At 45.8% G+C, this 18,532-nt stretch carries 14 protein-coding genes; 3 read left to right on the top strand and 11 right to left on the bottom strand.

Annotated elements, in window-relative coordinates; genetic code table 11:
- The first annotated feature begins 25 nt into the window (after positions 1 to 25).
- A complete protein-coding gene (gene pfaD, locus AB4329_RS08035; RefSeq protein WP_372137975.1) occupies positions 26 to 1,663 on the top strand; it encodes an eicosapentaenoate synthase subunit PfaD in 1,638 nt (545 codons plus the stop codon).
- Between the two features lie 107 nt (positions 1,664 to 1,770).
- On the opposite strand, the gene hflX is transcribed toward pfaD, so the two are convergent.
- The 10 genes from hflX to prmB form a co-directional block, all read right to left on the bottom strand.
- Positions 1,771 to 3,138, bottom strand: coding sequence for a GTPase HflX (hflX, locus tag AB4329_RS08030; RefSeq protein ID WP_371713634.1), 1,368 nt, complete (start codon positions 3,136 to 3,138; stop codon positions 1,771 to 1,773).
- Between the two features lie 270 nt (positions 3,139 to 3,408).
- Entirely contained in the window at positions 3,409 to 4,521 is a 1,113-nt protein-coding gene (locus AB4329_RS08025; protein WP_017068959.1) for an ABC transporter ATP-binding protein, read from the bottom strand.
- A gap of 6 nt (positions 4,522 to 4,527) precedes the next feature.
- A complete protein-coding gene (locus tag AB4329_RS08020) occupies positions 4,528 to 5,385 on the bottom strand; it encodes a carbohydrate ABC transporter permease (protein ID WP_009848502.1) in 858 nt (285 codons plus the stop codon).
- Positions 5,382 to 6,320, bottom strand: coding sequence for a carbohydrate ABC transporter permease (locus tag AB4329_RS08015; RefSeq protein WP_371729561.1), 939 nt, complete (start codon positions 6,318 to 6,320; stop codon positions 5,382 to 5,384). Before AB4329_RS08015 ends, AB4329_RS08020 begins: the two co-directional genes overlap by 4 nt.
- A gap of 181 nt (positions 6,321 to 6,501) precedes the next feature.
- A complete protein-coding gene (locus tag AB4329_RS08010) occupies positions 6,502 to 7,749 on the bottom strand; it encodes an ABC transporter substrate-binding protein (RefSeq protein ID WP_372117373.1) in 1,248 nt (415 codons plus the stop codon).
- Positions 7,750 to 7,860: 111 nt separating this feature from the next.
- Positions 7,861 to 9,306: an ATP-binding protein gene (locus tag AB4329_RS08005; RefSeq protein ID WP_017064094.1), complete on the bottom strand. Its 1,446-nt coding sequence runs from the start codon at positions 9,304 to 9,306 to the stop codon at positions 7,861 to 7,863.
- A gap of 45 nt (positions 9,307 to 9,351) precedes the next feature.
- Positions 9,352 to 10,080: a response regulator gene (locus AB4329_RS08000; protein WP_017060637.1), complete on the bottom strand. Its 729-nt coding sequence runs from the start codon at positions 10,078 to 10,080 to the stop codon at positions 9,352 to 9,354.
- A gap of 159 nt (positions 10,081 to 10,239) precedes the next feature.
- Positions 10,240 to 11,697, bottom strand: a complete 1,458-nt coding sequence (locus AB4329_RS07995) for a protein adenylyltransferase SelO (protein WP_065583674.1) — start codon at positions 11,695 to 11,697, stop codon at positions 10,240 to 10,242.
- Positions 11,698 to 12,232: 535 nt separating this feature from the next.
- On the bottom strand, positions 12,233 to 12,874 hold the full coding sequence (locus AB4329_RS07990; protein ID WP_017060639.1) for a LysE family translocator: 642 nt from the start codon (positions 12,872 to 12,874) through the stop codon (positions 12,233 to 12,235).
- A gap of 253 nt (positions 12,875 to 13,127) precedes the next feature.
- Positions 13,128 to 14,060 (bottom strand): 50S ribosomal protein L3 N(5)-glutamine methyltransferase, encoded by a 933-nt coding sequence (gene prmB, locus AB4329_RS07985; protein WP_372123886.1) that lies wholly within the window; start codon positions 14,058 to 14,060, stop codon positions 13,128 to 13,130.
- A gap of 62 nt (positions 14,061 to 14,122) precedes the next feature.
- Here prmB and smrB point away from each other — a divergent pair, with 62 nt between their 5' ends.
- Positions 14,123 to 14,653 carry an endonuclease SmrB gene (smrB, locus tag AB4329_RS07980; RefSeq protein WP_017064096.1) on the top strand — a complete coding sequence of 177 codons (531 nt, stop codon included), beginning with the start codon at positions 14,123 to 14,125 and terminating at the stop codon, positions 14,651 to 14,653.
- A 111-nt stretch (positions 14,654 to 14,764) separates the two neighbouring features.
- On the opposite strand, the gene sixA is transcribed toward smrB, so the two are convergent.
- Positions 14,765 to 15,229: a phosphohistidine phosphatase SixA gene (gene sixA / locus AB4329_RS07975; RefSeq protein ID WP_017064097.1), complete on the bottom strand. Its 465-nt coding sequence runs from the start codon at positions 15,227 to 15,229 to the stop codon at positions 14,765 to 14,767.
- Positions 15,230 to 15,534: 305 nt separating this feature from the next.
- Here sixA and AB4329_RS07970 point away from each other — a divergent pair, with 305 nt between their 5' ends.
- Positions 15,535 to 18,312, top strand: a complete 2,778-nt coding sequence (locus AB4329_RS07970) for an insulinase family protein (RefSeq protein WP_372137973.1) — start codon at positions 15,535 to 15,537, stop codon at positions 18,310 to 18,312.
- Positions 18,313 to 18,532 lie beyond the last annotated feature (220 nt).

Genomic DNA, 18,532 nt, shown 5'->3' with positions numbered 1-18,532 from the left:
ACAAAGAATTAGGAAAGAATTTAGTATGACAACTCAAACTACACTTAATAACGAAAAGCTATCTCCGTGGCCTTGGCAGATTGAAGGGAGCACTACCCATTTCGATAACGCAGCAATGTCGACCATCTTAAAAGACTTAAGCCTTGCTTGTTACGTAGTGAACCACCCAGAAAAAGGCTTAGGTGTAAGCCAACAAGCTGAGATTGCATCGGGCGATTCAGCAAGCTCTGCGAACAGCCAACCTGTCAGCGCCTTTGCTCCAGCTCTTGGTACACAAAGCCTAGGCGACGAAGATTTTCGTCGCTGTCATGGCGTGAAATACGCTTACTATGCTGGCGCAATGGCAAATGGCATTTCATCTGAAGAGCTTGTAATTGCGCTTGGTCAGGCAGGCATTCTTTGTTCATTTGGCGCGGCAGGCTTAATCCCGTCTCGCGTTGAGCAAGCGATCAACCGTATTCAAGCAGCGCTACCAAACGGCCCTTACGCGTTTAACCTGATTCACAGCCCAAGTGAACCTGCACTAGAGCGCGGCAGTGTAGAGCTGTTTTTGAAGCACAAAGTGAAAACGGTTGAGGCTTCAGCCTTCTTAGGTTTAACACCGCAAATTGTTCACTATCGTGCTGCTGGCCTTAGCCGTGATGCACAAGGTGAAATCCAGATCGGCAACAAAGTCATCGCAAAAGTGAGCCGTACTGAAGTCGCAAGCAAGTTCATGCAACCTGCTCCTGTGAAAATGCTGCAAGCTCTAGTTAATGAAGGTCGAATCACAGCAGAACAGATGGAACTGGCACAGCTAGTTCCTATGGCTGATGACATTACTGCAGAAGCTGACTCTGGTGGTCACACCGATAATCGTCCGCTAGTAACCCTACTACCAACGATTCTTGCACTGAAAGAGCAAATCCAAGCTCAGTACCAATTCAAAACACCGCTACGTGTCGGTTGTGGTGGTGGCGTAGGTACGCCTGACGCTGCTCTAGCGACGTTTAACATGGGCGCGGCTTACATTGTTACCGGTTCAATCAACCAAGCGTGTGTTGAGGCTGGCGCGAGCGAACACACACGTAAGCTACTTTCGACAACCGAAATGGCTGACGTGACTATGGCCCCGGCGGCAGACATGTTCGAAATGGGAGTGAAACTGCAAGTGGTTAAGCGCGGTACCTTATTCCCAATGCGTGCGAACAAGCTGTACGAGATCTACACACGTTACGACTCGATTGAAGCGATTCCAGTTGAAGAGCGTCAAAAGCTAGAGAAGCAAGTATTCCGTTCAACACTGGATGATATTTGGGCTGGTACTGTGGCGCACTTTAACGAGCGCGACCCTAAACAGATCGAACGTGCTGAAGGCAACCCGAAACGTAAAATGGCGTTGATTTTCCGCTGGTACTTGGGTCTTTCTAGCCGTTGGTCAAACACAGGCGAACAAGGCCGTGAAATGGATTATCAAGTATGGGCAGGCCCTGCACTTGGCGCATTCAACGCATGGGCAAAAGACAGCTACCTAGATGATTACCAACAACGTAATGCAGTAGACCTAGCCAAGCACCTGATGCACGGTGCGGCTTACTTAGCACGTGTTAACCTACTGACTTCGCAAGGTATCAAGCTTGAACCAGAACTGGCACGCTGGAAGCCAACTCAAAGAATGGCGTAAGTGACTCATTAGTCAGCTAAACTAAAATTAGCTAGGCTCCAAAAACGAAAAAAGCGACCACTTAGGTCGCTTTTCTTTTGGTCATTCTTCTTAAGCTAGCTAAAAGATTAAGATTTCTGCATACGCTTTTTCAAGCGTGCCAAATCAATCGCGCTTGAGCGAACGGTCAATTTAATACACTCGTAGTCGTACTCTTCCTTCACCACACTCATGTTTGAGCGAATCTCACCAATTATGCCTTGGCCAGAATAAGGGATAGTGATCTCTTCTTCGATCATGCCTTCTTCAGCAACACCAACGATGTACTTGTGCAGTTTAGTGATATCTAACGGATCACGAGTCGACGTTAGCATCGCATCTGGGAATTCTTCGATCAGCTCTAACTGCTGTTCTTCCGTCAATCTATCGCACTTATTCAGCACCAATAGTTTTTCGCTACCTTCAACGCCCACTTGTGCCAATACGTCGTGTACCACATCAAGTTGTGCGCGGAATGAAACGTCAGAAGCATCAACGACATAAAGCAGCAATGAAGCATCATGCGCTTCTGCTAGCGTAGAGTGGAACGAAGCAACCAAATCGTGTGGCAGTTTCTTGATGAAACCTACTGTATCTGAAACCAGAATACGCGGCTGAGTAATTGGTTGAAGCGCACGAACCGTGGTGTCTAGCGTTGCGAACAGTTTATCTTCACCCACCACTTCGGTTGCGGTCATTGCACGCATCATCGAAGACTTACCGGCATTGGTGTAGCCAACTAAAGCAACAGTGAAAAGCTCCGCGCGCCTTGTGCGTCGGGTCTTCATTTCATCTTGTACGCTTACTAGCTCACGCTTAAGCGCAGCAATTTGGTCACGTACGTTACGACGGTCTAGCTCTAGTGAAGTTTCACCAGCGCCCTGACCCATCTGGCGCTCTTTGTCACCCTCAGCCGTTTCACGAAGTCGTGGCACTAAATAGTTTAGACGAGCGATATCAACTTGCAGACGAGCAGTACGAGTACGAGCGTGGCGACTGAAGATCTCAATGATGATGCCTGTACGGTCAAAAACTTCGACACCTAGGTGAGATTCGACATTACGCAGTTGAGACGGGCTCAAATCACAGTCGAATACCACAACATCAGCAGCGCCGTATTGAAAGTCGCCCGTTGGAAGATCATCAAAATCTAGCTCGTCGATTTCTGAATCAAACAGACCAGATTCATCAAGGAAGTCTTCATCTTCTGCTTCTTCAATCGAACCTTGGTAGCCGGTTAGGTGTGCAATTTCCGCAAGCTTACCAGCACCCAACACGTTTTGTCGTTGAGTTGAACTGTGGTGCTGCGATTGAGTACCGACCACTTTAAACCCTAGGGTTGTTACTAAGCGAGCAAGTTCGGCAAGAGACTCTTTTGCTTCGTCACCTTTGAAGTCCGGTGTCGTAATAGAAATAAGTAAAGCGTTACTAGCTGAGGGTTTTGCTGTTAGTTTCATGTATTCTTCTGTTTATGCACCAAAGTGCAACCTAGTATTTGGTCTAAAGTAGCGCGATCCTACGCTGTTCTCGGTCAGCTTTATAGAGCTAACGGAGGCTATTTGGCGATATTATTGCAGTTAATCCATTTATCTCGTTTATCCCTCTGTTTTCTTGAGGAAATAAAACAGGCTAAAACAACAAAAAAGACAGCATCACGTTACTTATTAGTAATTAGTGATACTGCCTTTGCTTAAGCTTAGACTCTCATTGAGCTACTGTCTCAAAAACTAAAAATCAATTCTCGCTTCAGTCTGAGCATCAAAGAATACCGCCTTTGATAAGTCAAAATGCAGCGGCGCCATTTGCCCAACTGACACTTCAAATTCTGGCGACAAGCGACATGCCACTTCTTGGTCGTTCACTTTCACCATCGCAATCGTATCTGGCCCTGTTGGTTCTAGCACTTCTAACTGCAAGTCTAGCTTGGTCGTTGCCGACACATCTTCACTTTCCTGCTCGGTAATATGTTCAGGGCGCAGGCCAATCACCACTTCTTTGCCATCTTGTTCACGCATGCTTTGTGGTAATCGAATGTGGTGCTCTTGCTCAGACGTACCCGTTACTTTGATGATCGGATTCTGATCATCATCCAAATCCACCATGGTCTTAATGAAGTTCATTGATGGTGAACCCATAAAGCCCGCGACAAACATATTGTTTGGCTTGGTGTAGATCTCTTGCGGCGTACCGAGTTGCTGCAGTTCACCATCTTTCATCACCGCAATACGATCCGCCAAGGTCATCGCCTCTATTTGGTCATGGGTGACGTAAACAATGGTGGTGTTAAGCTTTTGGTGAAGGCGTTTAATCTGATGACGCATTTCAACACGCAGCTTGGCATCCAAGTTAGAAAGCGGTTCATCGAACAGGTACAACTTAGGACGACGCGCTAGTGCACGTCCCATCGCGACACGCTGGCGCTGACCACCAGATAGCTGTGATGGTTTACGATCAAGCAGTTGCTCAATTTGCAGCATTTCAGCGACGCGATTCACTTCTGCGTCGATTTCGTCTTGTGGCATCTTGCGGATCTTCAAGCCGAAGGCGATATTGCCGCGTACCGTCATGTTTGGGTAAAGTGCGTACGACTGGAATACCATCGCGATGTCGCGGTCTTTAGGTTCAACCTGGGCCACGTCAACACCATCAATCACGATTTCACCCGAGCTAATATTTTCTAGCCCAGCAATGGTGTTCATTAGGGTGGATTTTCCACACCCCGAAGGGCCGACAAGTATCAAGAACTCCCCCGAATCGATACTGATGTCGATGCCCTTTAACGTTTCGTTGTCCGCGTTGCGATAGGTTTTACGGATCTGTTTTAAATCTAATGTTGCCATGGGTAATTATCCTTTTACTGATCCTGCCGTTAGGCCACGAACAAAATATTTTCCTGCGAAGACATACACCAACAGCGTTGGCAGCGCGGCGATGATCGCGGCAGCCATATCAACGTTGTATTCTTTAACGCCCGTGCTGGTGTTGACTAAGTTATTTAATGCTACGGTGATTGGCTGAGTCTCTGAGCCGGAATACACCACCCCGAACAAGAAATCGTTCCAGATTGCGGTGAACTGCCAGATCACCGTCACCATGATGATAGGCGTAGAGATCGGTAATAAGATCTTGAAGAAAATGGTAAAGAAGCCTGCACCATCCAGTTTTGCTGCTTTGATCAATTCATCCGGAATCGAGATGTAGAAGTTACGGAAAAACAGAGTTGTAAACGCCATGCCGTAGATAACGTGCACAATCACCAAGCCGATGGTTGTGTTCGCTAGCCCCATCTTGCCGAGCATGGTTGCCATTGGTAGTAGCACCACTTGGAACGGAATGAAGCAACCAAACAACAGTAAGCTGAAGAACAGATTCGAGCCTCGGAATTGCCATTTCGTCACTACATAACCATTGAATGCACCGAGCAATGTTGAAATCGCAACCGCAGGAATCACCATTTGGAACGAGTTCCAGAAGTAGCCTTTGATGCCTTCACATTTCACGCCCGTACAGGCGGTGTCCCACGCTTTATACCAAGCATCAAACACCCACTCTTTCGGTAAGCTCATCAAGTTACCTGCCTTAATGTCTGGCAGAGTTTTGAATGAGGTCAGCGCCATGACAAACAATGGCATTAGATACACCAAGCAGAAGAAAAGCAGTGCTGAATAAATAAAGATTCGAGCAAAATTGATGTTATTCATCATGACTTTTTCTCCCTAAGTTCAGAGTAAAGATAAGGCACGAGAATCGCTAAGATACCAGCAAGCATCATCATGGCACTGGCAGCACCAAGGCCGATTTGTCCACGCGTAAATGAGTGTGCGTACATGAATAGCGCAGGAAGATCCGATGAATAACCTGGGCCACCCGCTGTCATCGCGGTCACAAGGTCGAAACTCTTAATCGCAATGTGTGAGGTGATGATCACCGCACTGAAAACCACAGGACGCAAGCAAGGTAAAATGATTTTGAGATAGATAGTGGGTAAGCTTGCCCCATCGATTTGAGCCGCTTTGATGATTGAAGAATCGATGCCACGCAGACCGGCTAAGAACATCGCCATCACAAACCCTGAAGACTGCCAAAGTGCCGCGATAACCAAGGTATACACCGACATTTCAGAGTCGACTAGCCAATCAAATTTGAAGTCACTGAATCCCCAATCTTGCATCAGCTTTTCAATACCAAGACCTGGATTAAGAATCCATTTCCACGCCGTACCTGTCACGATGAATGACAACGCCATTGGGTAGAGATAGATAGTACGAATCGCGCCTTCTTGACGGATGTTCTGGTCAAGCAATACCGCCAAACCCACACCCAACAAGATAGCAATCGCCATGAACAGAAAACCAAACACACCGAGGTTGGTGATTGAGGTGATCCAGCGATCGTTGTCCATCAGCTTTTCATATTGAGCTAAACCAACAAAGTTGAAGCTCGGTAAAAATCGAGAATTCGTAAACGACAGCGCCGCCGTCCAGAATATATAGCCGTAGATACACACCACGGTCACTAACGCGGTCGGCGCCAGTACAATCTTGGGTAACCAATGTTGCAACCTGTCAGCAAAGCTAGGCTTGGGCGCAGGCTGGCTCCTTGTGGGTTTTGGAGTCGACTCAGTCAAAACATGCTCCATAACTTATCCTTGTTGCACAATCGAGCCAATGGCTTACCTTTCGGCACCACATCAGCATCACGCATATCAGAATTGGGAGTGAAGAGTAGATAGGCTCCCTACGAGCCTACCCACCCTGGGGGTTTGGTAAAGCAACACAACCCGTCACTCACGTGCGTTGTGTGTCGCTTATCAAGTTATATTAGATAGCCGCTTTCACAGCTTTCGCTAACTTAGCCGCCGCTTGTTTTGGATCGGCATCTTTTTCGTTGAAGAAGTTGGTTACCACGTCGTAAATCGCGCCTTGAGCGTAGCTTGTTGTCGCTAGGCCGTGAGCCATACTCGGAACAAGATCGCCAGATTTCGCACTCGCTTTGAAGGTTGCCATTGAATCCAACGCACATTGGTCGAACTTAGACATGTCCATATCTAGACGTACAGGGATAGAACCCTTGTTAAGGTTAAAGACTTCTTGGAAATCTTTGGTAAGAATGGTTTTCGCTAGGTCTTGCTGCGCTTTTTGGTTCTCTTTGTCACTCAGATCAAAGAACGCAAAGCTATCGATGTTGAAAGTGAATTGGCCATCAGTGCCCGGTGCTGGTGCACAGATGTAATCTTTACCCGGTACTTTGCCTGCCGCAGTAAATTCACCTTTCGCCCAGTCACCCATGATCTGCATTGCCGCTTCGCCATTGATAACCATCGAAGTTGCTACGTTCCAATCACGACCCGGAGAGTTGCTGTCGATGTAATCACGCATCTTTTTGAACTTGGTGAACACTTCCACCATTTTGTCGCCAGATAACACGTCCATATCCAGATCAACGAACGCTTTGTTGTAATCTTCACTGCCTAGTACATCAAGTGCTACAGCTTCGAATACCGTAGCGTCTTGCCAAGGTTGACCACCGTGAGCCAGTGGAATGAAGCCAGCCGCTTTAATCTTGTCTGCGGCAACAAAGAACTCATCTAACGTAGTTGGAACCGTCACGCCTGATTTTTCTAAAACAACAGGGTTAGCCCAAAGCCAGTTAACACGGTGAACGTTGACAGGAACTGCGACATATTCGCCATCCCACTTCATCACTTTAGTGACCACTTCTGGCAGTAGCTCATCCCATTTTTCTTGTTTCGCAGTTGCATCGAGAGACGTTAGAAAACCTAAACCACCCCACTCTTGAATATCATGACCTTTAATCTGCGCCGCAGATGGAGGATTGCCCGACACTGCTCGAGTTTTCAAAACAGTCATCGCACTTTCACCGCCGCCACCAGCAACAGCGAAATCTTTCCAAGTATGGCCTTGTTCTTCAATCATCTCTTTCAGTACAGCTGCGGATTTCGCTTCGCCACCGGCAGTCCACCAGTGAAGCACTTCCACTTCACCAGCTTGAGAAAATGTTGAGGCAGCAAGAAGAGATAGAGTAAGTAGGGTTTTATTGATTTTCATTATTATCTTCCATGTTTTAGCGGACTCGACGTCCGGTTCAATACAGAGTCTACTTATTCTGATTTGTAAGATTGAAACAAAAGGTAAGCTCAATGTAACACAATTGTTACATTAAACTTCTAGGCCGCGTGGAATATAGACTTTAGCTTCTAAGCCGCCTTGAGGGGAGTTACGAATAATGAGATCTCCGCCGTGTCCGTGTAGGATGTTTCGACAGATTCCAAGCCCTAAACCGTGTCCTTGGTCGTCAGTGGCGAGCCTGAAGTAAGGTTCAAACACCAACTCTAACTTGTCTTCAGGAATACCTTTTCCGTGATCTTGAATAGTCACGATAACCCACACCGAATCACTGTTAATATCGACTTCAGCTGATGTCCCATATTTCACAGCGTTGTCGATAAGATTGGTCAGCACACGTTTAATGGCTAATGGTTTGGCGACTAACGGGTCAACCACAATGGGCTCAAACTCAACCAAGGTTTGATGTTGGTTGTGCAGTTCAATCACGGAGAGCATCATCTCATTGAGGTCGATAATGGCGTTGTTTTCGTGAAGGTCGGTATCTCTTACCGCTTGTAAAGCGCCCTTAACCATCATCTCAAGCTCATCCAAATCCTTATTGAACTTGTCTTTCTTTACTTCGCTTTCCAATAGCTCGGCTCGTAGTCTAAGCCGTGTTATTGGTGTCTTTAAATCATGTGAGATTGCAGAGAAAAGGTGCTCACGGTCGGCAACATAGCGACGAATCCGTTGCTGCATTCGATTAAACGCTCGGGTCGCCGTCACCAGCTCAGTAGCCCCCTCTTCGTTAAGTGGCGGCTGCTGAATATCCATACTCATCTCATTGGCCGCTCTTGCTAATTTTTTAAGAGGGCGTACTTGCCGACGAATCATCAAGTAAGTCAAAACCAAAAGAATGAGGGTCGAGGAAACTAAGAAGATCACCTGTTCTCTGCCGAGAATCGTATCGTCGAGTTTGACGTAAGGCGCAGGCAACAACGCGGCGATATACACCCATTCATGACTGGCTAATTCTATCTGAACAACCAGAATAGGAGGGTTAAGAGGTTCTAAGGTTAAAGTATGATGTGCCCACGATCGTGGGAGATCGCTCAAGTAGATGTCATTTTTAAGCAAACGAAGATGTTCAGGGCGAGAGAAATCAACCCGCACTGATTCGACTTTATTGAGCTTGCTACTCAAAACACTTTCTATCGCTTCAATCGAGGCGGTTTTTAAACGGGTATCAGGGATCGGTTCGACAATCAACGCCTCTTTATTGAAAGAAACGAAGAAGCGCGTACCGCCCATATTACGGATTTGATCCAACACGATATGGCGATATTTAACGGGCAGAGACTGGAAGAAAGTCACCGTCGAGGCAAACATATTGGCCATGCTTGAAGAGGCAGAACGAATCCCCTCCAGTTCTTTGTGTTTGGATTCGCTATACCAAATAGACGTTGCGATACCTTGAGCTATCACCACAGCTAACAAGGTCAGTAACAATGTTCTGGCAACCAAAGAGTTTGGCTTTAACCGACTCAACCCGTTCATAGGAAATACTTCATTGCCGAGGTGCTCATTAACATCACTTGATTATCAGTGTTCATACTGAACAGGCACAGCGAGGATATAGCCATTACCGCGCATGGTTTTGATGTAGTGAGGATACTTGCCACTGTCGCCCAATCGGCTTCTCAGACGACTAAGCTGCACATCAATGCCTCGCTCAAAAGGCAACGCTTCACGGCCTCTGGTCGCGAATGAGATAGTGTCACGGTCGAGAACTTCGTTAGGGCGAGTTAAGAACAACATCAACAGAGAAAAATCACTGCCCGACAAATCCATCTCTTCCGAGTTTTCATTGTGGGAAATTCGATGCGCTAACGTATCAAGCGTCCAATCACCAAAAACAATCTGTTTTGGCAATGCATCACTTGTCTTGTCATCCACCACTTGAACGCGGCGCAACAACGCTTTGATACGCGCCATTAACTGACGAGGGCTAAACGGCTTGGCAATGTAATCATCAGCACCAATTTCTAAGCCGATAATTTGGTCGGTTTCATCCGATACGGCAGTCAGCATGATGATAGGCACATTCGATTGCTTACGGACGCGTTGACACAAGGTAAAACCATCGTCACCGGGTAGCATCACATCAAGCAGAATCAGATCTGGATAACCTTGGTTTTGCAGATGAGCTTCTAGTTCAACACCATCTCCCACAGAAGAAACATCGAAACCAGATTTTGTGAGGTACTCTTCCAGCAGCTCGCGGATTTCTTGATCATCATCCACCACGAGAATTCGAGTATTTGTTGGCATCGCCCAAACCTATTAAATTTACAACTTATTCACATAGTGTATAGGCTGGCCGATTGTTTGATTATTGACATGTTTGTAAAGTTAGAAGAACAAACAGATAAAGATCACAACTTAGTGACCTCTATCTGAATCTTTAGGGCTTAATCCGCTATTGGTTGGTTATGAAGAGCAGCTGATCTCCATGGCTTTACCCCACTCAGGAGGTAGAGCCGCAAGGTATTCATAATCCGGGTGTTCCGCATAAGGGTCTGCCAGTACCACCATCAAAGCGTCAATATCGCTGCTATCACCGCGCTCTGCTTTGTCTATCGCTAGCTGAGCTAGGTAGTTTCTGAGGATGTATTTCGGGTTTACCTGTCTCATATTTTCGCAGCGCTCGACCACTGAGCTATCTTCCAATTCGCAGCGTTGTAAGTAGTTATCTACCCACAGTTTTGCTGCCTCTCGATCAATTATCAGATCAATCACTTCTTGTGGCGACAAGGTGTCTAGGTTCGATAGCGTTCTAAAGAACCTTGGGTAGTCGACTTTGTTTTGCGACATCAGCTCGAACATAGATTCAAACAAACGACTGTCGCCTTCTTGTTTCGAAAGTAGCCCCAACTTACGACGCATCATCTGACTAAAGTAACCGTTCATTTGCGGTTCGTACTGCTCTAAAGCCGCCTCTAAGTCGGCCTTATCCACCAGCGGAGAAAGTGAGTGAGCCAGTGCCGACAGGTTCCAAAGCCCTATTCTTGGCTGCTGGTTAAAAGCATAACGACCTTGGTAATCCGAGTGATTACAGATCAATCTTGGGTCATATTCATCAAGAAACGCGAACGGGCCATAATCGAAAGTTTGCCCGATGATCGACATGTTATCGGTGTTCATCACGCCATGAGCAAAACCATTCGCTTGCCACAACGCAATCATCTCCGCGGTACGGTCAACAATCTGATTAAACATAGCAGCGTAGGGTTTCTCTTCATCGAGACACTCAGGGAAGTGCCATTCAATGACTTTATCGGCCAGCAACTTATGCTCAGCCAACTGATTGGTATAAAACAGATGTTCAAAGTGACCGAAACGGATGTGTGATTCGGCAGCACGCACCAACAATGCGCCCCACTCTTGCTTCTCTCGATATACCGGTGTGTCGCTGGTCATCATAGCCAACGCGCGAGTGGTTGGGATATTGAGCCCTGCCATCGCTTCGCTACATAAGTACTCACGAACGGTTGATCGAATAACAGCGCGTCCATCGCCCATACGTGAATAGGGCGTTTTACCGGCACCTTTAAGGTGTAAATCGAACGTTTCGCCACTTTTCGCGACAATTTGAGCTAATAACAGCCCTCTTCCATCACCTAAATCCGGGTTATAAGAACCAAACTGGTGGCCTGCGTATTTCATTGCTACAGGCGAAAACTGCTCAGGTTCAACATTGCCAGATAACGTTTCAAGCAATTCCTCGGAAGCATCATCAAATGACAAAAAACCGAGTTCATCCGCAAGCTTATGATTCCATGCGAGCCATTGGACATTGCTGAGCGGTGTAGGTTGAATTGGGGTATAGAACAGTCGAGGTAATGCAGTAAATCGATTGTTAAATGAAATAGAATCCCAGACAGACATGAGAGATACACTGTAGATAAAAGATAACTTAAGATTATCACAGTTTCGTAACAACTTCAGAAGTGCGATGGCGCTTGTTTATAGAGGTAAGGTGATAAACCATTCCACAAGAAGAAAGTGGTGACTAGGAGTAAATTACTGGGGGATGCTTGCTAGAAGAAGATGACTAAGAAAAAGTTAAGTGGCTAGCCTGATGAGAAAAGCCACATTTATAAGAGAAAGAGTTCTGACTTTGAAGACTTTTTAACAAGTGATTTCATAATAAAAACTAAAACTATAGAGCCATGAAGCTGACTACATTAGAGCAAGAATACCCACTAGAGAAAGGGTAGAGAAAATCCAAGTACGACTGATTACGCCAAAGTTACTGTGTTGAATCATTTCTTGATGCTGCATATGTCTCTCCTTGAGAACGTGATGGTGTAACTACAATATATCGGCTTTTCGCCAAAAGCAGCAAGCACATTAATATTAACCTTTTATGACAGCATCAAGAATATTCTGTAACCATTCACCTCTCTGATAAAACAGAAAGTTATGCTCGACTGGTCGTCGAAAGCAGTGCGCCAGCCCCAATAAAGACACCTCCAGTGACACGATTAAAGACCTTGGCTCGACCTTTCGCAAACAACCAATTTGACGACTTCGCTCCCAAGTAGGCATACACCAATAACCAAGACAATTCCATCACTGCGAAGGTAAAAGCAAACACGGTAAACTGTGGTAATAGCGCAATTGAGGGATCAATAAACTGTGGGAAAAGTGCAGTAAAAAACAAGATAGCTTTGGGGTTACTCGCGCCAACAATAAAGCCACTTAAGTAATGCTGCGCAGCGCTTTCTTTGACAGATTGAGCACCGCCTTGTTGATCCGATAACTTGTCATAATCTTGTTGGCTAGAGCGCAGAGACTTCCAACCGAGGAAGATCAGATAAGCTGCACCAGTCCATTTTATGACATTAAATACCACTTCAGACGAAGCAATAATTACCCCTAGCCCGGTAAACGATAAAGTTAAAATACCAGTAATCGCAGTTAAGCTCCCCAAGGCAGTAAATATCGATAATTTAAAGCCAGATTGCACACCTTTGGTCATGCACAATAAAGAACTTGGGCCTGGTGATGCCGTTAAAATTAGCACCGCTAATAAATAATAAATCCATGTATCAAAGCTCATCGTGAATCCTCCTTAACTCACTAAAACGACTAAATATTAAACACCAATATGTAATAAGCCCTCATATTAATCAACTAAATATTGCGCTTAACGTCTTCGATATAAATGCAAACATCTTTAATCTAGGCAATAAAAAACGCCATGCATTGCTGCATGGCGTTTAAATAAAAACGTTTCAAATCGAACGTCTTACTAGATGTCAGGTTCTAAGCTTACAGCCCTAAGATAGGGGCACTAACCTAATAATTGAAACCTAGTCTTTGTAGATAGAGAACTCATCAGCGCAAGCAACAAGCTGCTCACGAGTGATCATGAATACGCCATGACCACCGTTAGAGAATTCAATCCAAGTGAATGGAATCTCTGGGTACTGATCCATCATATGAACCATTGAGTTACCAACTTCACAGATAAGAATACCGTCGTCAGTTAGGTAGTCTGGTGCATTAGCTAAGATGCGACGAACCAATTTCAGACCGTCTGTACCCGCTGCTAGGCCAAGTTCTGGCTCGTGAGTAAACTCATCTGGCAGGCTGTTCATATCTTCTTCGTCCACGTAAGGTGGGTTAGATACGATCAGGTTGTATTTCTCTTTTGGCAAATCACGGAAAAGATCTGAACGGATTGGGAACACTTGCTGCTCCCTGCCGTGATCTTGAACGTTCTGCTCTGCAACTTGCAATGCGTCAGTAGAGATATCAATCGCATCTACTTCAGCGTCTGGGAATGCGTGAGCACAAGCAATAGCGATACAACCACTACCCGTACACATATCCATGATGCGAGTTGGCTCTTCAGTTAACCAAGGTTGGAATTGAGCTTCGATCAGCTCACCAATTGGAGAACGAGGCACAAGAACGCGCTCATCAACGAAGAACTCAAGACCACAGAACCAAGCTTTGTTGGTTAGGTAAGCCGTTGGTGTACGATCATTAATACGCTTGATTACGCGCTCAACAATACGTAGACGTTCGCTGCTCGTTAGACGAGAGTTCATCACATGCGAAGGAACATCAATCGGCAGATAAAGAGTAGGTAAGATAAGTTGTACTGCCTCATCCCACGCGTTATCAGTGCCGTGACCATAAAATAGGCCCGCTGCGTTAAAGCGGCTAACAGTCCAACGAATCACATCTTGAAGCGTGTGTAGTTCTGATACCGCTTCTTCTACAAAAATCTTATCCAAAATTGTCTCCGAAAAGCGCTACAATACTGCTAATTACGTTTCTAATTAGAATTCATAACCTGATGAGCAAAAAAGACACCGACTTCGATGACGATTTCGCCCTGTTCAACGATGCAGTAAAGGGCGTTAAAAAGTTGCAACAGGATACCATAGTCCAGCAGCCAAAAAGAAATGCCAAGCAAAAAGAAATTACTCGAACGGCAAGACAAGCCAGTGATAGCGAGTTTTATTTCTCGGATGAGTTCATTCCGCATCTTAGCGAAGACGGTCCGACGCGTTATGCGCGTGATGATGTCTCTAAATATGAGGTCAAGCGCCTCCGTCGTGGTGTCTACGTGCCTGACGTGTATCTCGATATGCATGGTATGACTCAACAAGAAGCCAAACGTGAGCTTGGCGCGATGATTGCGCACTGCGTGAAAGAGAGCGTGGCGTGTGCCTGTGTTCAACACGGTATCGGTAAACACATCCTTAAACAGAAGGTGCCTTTGTGGTTAGCACAGCACCCAGACGTGATGGCTTTCCACCAAGCACCGTTAGAGTTTGGCGGCAATGGCGCGCTGTTAGTCTTGCTTTCGGTTCCTGAGAAGTAATTCTGGTTAACAAACTCTCTCTCACCAAAAAACAACAAAGGGCATCCCAATCATATTGAGATGCCCTTTCTAATTGTCTGCAACTTTGTCATCAAACAGAGCTCAACGAGCTTATGGATTGATGTTCCAAAGCAACTCACCTTTTTGTGTCTCAAGGTTGAAGTCGATACACGCTAGGCCCGAAGTGGGAAACATAGGCGGCGCCATGCCTGTTGCAAACTCTGCAGTTAGGTAGCCCACTAGAGGTAAATGAGAAACAAATAAAATGGTCTCTAGTTTTTCTACTTCAGCCATTGCTAAGGTCAAATCAAACACATCGTCGGACATTCCATAAGGCGTAATATCATCACAGGTTTCTACTTTCTTTCCAGAAAACGCCTGAGAGATCTCTAACCACGTTTCTTGTGCCCTTAAATATGGGCTCACCAGCACTTTATCGAATTGACTAATCCCCTGCTCATTTGCAGCTTGTGCCACGGCAAGAGAAGCCATTTTCCCGCGCTTGGTCAACGCTCTTTCTGCATCCGAGTTGGCAAAATGTTCTGCTTCACCGTGGCGCATAATGAATATTTTCATGTTCAATCCTGTCTTCGTAACATGTCGAAAGTCGATATATCCCATATATCAGCGAAACGCTACTTAGGTTTGGCTCTCAATCCAGAGAAACCGCAGTCAATATAAATAATTATATCAAGTCACTTGCCAAAGAGTTCGACTTTCTTAACAATCTTGTTAAAAGAAAATAAATTACTGATAAAAATCGATAAAAATGATTTAGAAATCGCCAAAAAGCACTTCATATCCCAAAATATGATCACAAGGTTTGCACGCCGAATCATCGGGTACATAATTTAAAAACCACCTTCTCTGGAGATGCTCCTGTGCACTTAAGCCCAAATGATGAACATCAATACCGCTACATAAACTTAAATAACGGGTTACGTGTACTGTTAGTTCAGGATCAAAATGCTCAAAAAGCAGCAGCCGCATTAGCCGTCAATGTGGGGCATTTTGATGACCCTACAGACCGAGAGGGTTTAGCTCACTACTTAGAGCATATGCTATTTTTGGGAACTGAAAAGTATCCAAAGGTCGGAGAGTTCCAAAGTTTTATCAGCCAGCATGGCGGTAGCAACAACGCTTGGACAGGAACAGAGCACACCTGCTTCTTTTTTGATGTTGAATTGAATGCCTTTGAAACCGCACTTGATCGCTTCAGCCAATTTTTTACCGCTCCCCTTTTCAACGAAGAAGCGTTAGACAAAGAACGCCAAGCCGTTGACTCCGAATACAAGATGAAACTCAACGACGACTCACGACGCTTGTACCAAGTTACCAAAGAACTGGTGAATCACAATCACCCATTCTCGAAGTTTTCTGTCGGTAATATCGATACGTTGGGCGACAGAAACGGCGAGACGATTCGACAAGAGATTTTAGCTTTCCACCAGCAACAATACTCTGCTGACTTGATGACACTGACACTGTCTGGCAATCAGTCGTTAGATGAGATGCAAAGCTGGGTTGAGGATCGCTTTAGCTCAATCACCAATCACAACCTACAAGGCAAAAAGGTTGAAGTTCCGATTGTCGGCGAGTTAAGTACGGGTGTACAAGTCCGCGTTGAGCCGATTAAAGAAGTGCGCAAACTGATCTTAACCTTCCCGATGCCAAGCATGGACGAACACTACGGCGTTAAGCCTTTGTCGTTCTTTGCCCACCTTTTAGGTTACGAAGGTGAAGGCAGTTTGATGATGCAACTCAAAGAGAAAGGCTGGATAACATCTCTCTCTGCAGGTGGTGGCGCGAGTGGCAGTAACTACCGTGATTTCACAGTCAGTTGCTCATTGACCATAGAAGGTTTAACCAAAACCGATAACATCATCCAAGCGATATTTCAGTACATCAAGTTAGTCGAACAACAAGGCATAGAAGAGTGGCGCTACCTAGAAAAACGCGCCGTTTTAGAGTCTGCTTTCCGCTTTCAAGAGCCAGCAAGACCGCTTGATGTCGTCAGCCACCTCGTCATCAACATGCAGCACTACCAAGAGCAAGATGTGGTGTATGGCGATTACAAAATGTCGCATTTCGATGACGAATTACAGCGTGCTTTGCTGCCTTACTTAACCGTCGACAACATGCGGGCAACCATTGTTGCTCAGGGATTCGAGTATGACAGGGAAGCGAAGTGGTACTTTACGCCCTACTCGGTCACACCTTTTAGCGCTGAACAAGTTCAATGCTTTACGTGCATTAACCCCGGTTGGCAGTTTGAACTCCCAAGCAAAAACCCGTTTATTTGCTACGATCTAGACCCGACTGAACTCGAAGGTGACGCTAAGTTCCCACAACTGTTAGAAGAGCTCGATGGCTTTAAGCTATGGCATCTGCAAGACCATCAATTCCGGGTGCCAAAAGGTGTGGTGTATGTTGCTATCGATAGCCCGCACTCAGTTGCTAGCCCAAGAAATATCGTTAAAACACGCTTGTGCGTAGAGATGTTCTTAGACTCACTCGAAAAAGATACGTATCAGGCTGAAATCGCCGGAATGGGCTACAACATGTACACCCATCAGGGCGGTGTAACGCTCACTCTGTCCGGGTTTAGCGAGAAACAGCCACAACTGCTCAATATGATTCTTGAACGTTTCCAAGCACGCGACTTTAGTCCAACACGCTTCGAAACCATCAAGCATCAATTGCTCAGAAACTGGAACAACGCGTCGCAAGATCGCCCTATTTCGCAGTTGTTTAATGCAATGACTGGGATACTTCAACCAAATAACCCGCCTTATTCCGTGTTAATTGAAGCCCTAGAAACGATAGAGGTCGATGAGCTCTCCTCTTTTGTTCAAGCAATCTTGGCGGAACTTCATGTTGAGATGTTTGTGTATGGCGACTGGAAAAAAGCCGATGCACACAAGATGGCTGAAACGCTAAAAGATGCACTGCGTGTTCAAGATCAGGCTTACGAAGAATCACTGCGTCCGCTCATCATGCTCGGTGAAAACGGCAGCTTCCAACGTGAAGTGGTGTGTAACCAAGATGATTCAGCAATTGTGGTTTATTACCAATGCCCTGATATTTCACCTAAAAATATCGCGCTGTATTCATTGGCAAACCATTTGATGTCGGCCACTTTCTTCCATGAGATACGAACCAAGCAGCAGCTAGGTTACATGGTCGGTACTGTCAATATGCCGCTCAACCGACACCCTGGTATTGTGTTGTATGTGCAATCACCGAATGCCGCCCCTGCTGACTTGTTAGCTTCAATAGATGAGTTCCTCAATGCCTTTTACATGGTGCTGTTGGAGCTTAACGACTATCAATGGCACAGCAGTAAGCGCGGTCTCTGGAATCAGATTTCGACACCAGATACAACTTTGCGAGGGCGAGCTCAGCGCTTATGGGTTGCGATAGGCAATAAGGATGTTGAGTTCAACCAGAGAGAGCGCGTATTGGAAGACCTTAAGGGGTTAACTCGCTCAGACATGATGCGTTTTGTGGTTAGCCAGCTAAAACCACGCACGGCAAATCGCCTGATTATGCATGCTCACGGTAATGCTCATAATGAGGAAGAGAAGCTGTCAGCAGGTGTTGAAATTGGCTCTATTGATGAGTTTCAGTTACGCCCGAAAGATACTGAGCTAGGCTGATAAAGCTGGAATGAAAATCATAAGGTTGATGTGAAAGCATCAACCTTTTTTATTGGATGCAGCCCAAAAGCAGATCTCCTATTACGCTCCTTCGTCGCTTTATGAGATGACGGTAGTTTTGATTGACGTGTGTTTGACCACCTTTCTAATCAACGCAATAACTTACTTTTTATCTCTCAATCATCATTCCCGAGAAGGAGGAACGACTGAGTCGGGAATC

The sequence above is a fragment of the Vibrio sp. 10N.261.54.A5 genome (assembly GCF_041471145.1).
GTDB lineage: Bacteria > Pseudomonadota > Gammaproteobacteria > Enterobacterales > Vibrionaceae > Vibrio > Vibrio crassostreae_C.
The sequence above is the reverse complement of the archived record's forward strand: the minus strand, read 5'-3'. Positions and strand labels throughout refer to the sequence as shown.